Consider the following 1,291-nt stretch of genomic DNA (forward strand, 5'->3'; position numbering starts at 1 on the left):
GCTTAGCAGCGCACCGTTGCGCTGCCCCAGATTCACCATCTCCGCAGCCCCTCCGGGCATGGAAGAAAAGAATGCGGTCGCTCTGTCGTGCCCACTGGAACGCATTAACCAAACGGCAATGACACTCACCATGGTGGTAATTAGTGCGCCGGCAACTATAGGGATGGAATAGTTTAGGATTTGCTCGATGACTGCCGCATTGAAATGCAGTCCGATACCCAACCCCACCACCCACTGGCCAGCCTTACGCCCACCAGGTAGAGGGGCGATCTGCCAAGGGGCGCAGCACTTAACCAGTATCACAGCGACAAGCGAGCCCACCATCCATGGCAAGGGCCAGTGCACGTAACTCGCAAGAACCCCTCCAATGATCCCTATAAGCGGGGTCGTCACAAATCTCGACCAATGGATTTCTGCCACGAGTATCCTCTTCACGAACATTGAGGGCGCATCCATCCGTGCCCCGATAATCTCTCGAATTGCTGAGGCCGGTAGACGAAGAGGAGCGATGCATTGTCCAAGTCGCTACCTAGATGCCTATAAACAAAAGGGATATGAACTCTCAAAGCATCTGGTAGCGGAATGCGGGGTAAAAGCGAAGTGCTACTACCCCACAGGTGTGGCTGAAGAACGGGGATATTCAACGTCACACATTCGGATGCAAGCGCTCGAAGAGTCCAGATTTGTTAACCCTAGGACGCAGCTAGATCCCCAAGCAGAGRTATTTGATTTCCAGRTAATCTTCGATGCCGTACTTGGARCCTTCACGGCCCAGGCCCGAGSYCTTGATGCCACCGAACGGMGCGACTTCGTTGGAGATCARCCCGGTGTTKACKCCGACCATRCCGTATTCMAGGGCTTCAGCCACWCGGAACACACGACCCAGGTCRCGAGCRTAGAAGTACGAGGCCAGACCGAACTCGGTRTCGTTGGACATCGCGATCACKTCAGCTTCGTCTTTGAAGCGGAACAGTGGMGCCAGTGGRCCGAAGGTTTCTTCCTTGGCCACGGCMGCGTTGTTCGGCACGTTGGTCAGRATGGTCGGCTCGAAGAAGTTGCCTTCCATCGATTTGCCGCCGGACAGTACGGTGGCGCCTWTGGCAACGGCGTCGGCAATGTGTTCTTGCACCTTGGCCACAGCTTTTTCGTCGATCAGCGGGCCAGTGGTGGTGCCCTCCTCCAGACCGTTGCCGATCTTCAGCTTGGCCACAGCCACTTTCAGCTTCTCGGCGAACGCGTCGTAGACCGAATCCTGGATGTACAGACGGTTGGCGCAAACGCAGGTCTGGCC

At 56.2% G+C, this 1,291-nt stretch carries 2 protein-coding genes; both read right to left on the reverse strand.

Features of this window, described 5'->3' with window-relative positions; translation table 11 throughout:
- Nucleotides 1–441 (reverse strand): AbrB family transcriptional regulator (locus AC1DRJ_RS28080; protein ID WP_477805010.1); only part of this gene is annotated, 441 nt, incomplete at its 3' end.
- Between the two features lie 262 nt (nucleotides 442–703).
- A partial coding sequence (locus tag AC1DRJ_RS28085) for an aldehyde dehydrogenase family protein (RefSeq protein ID WP_477805011.1) occupies nucleotides 704–1,291 on the reverse strand: 588 nt, incomplete at its 5' end.

The sequence above is a fragment of the Pseudomonas sp. P5_B2 genome (assembly GCF_056400445.1).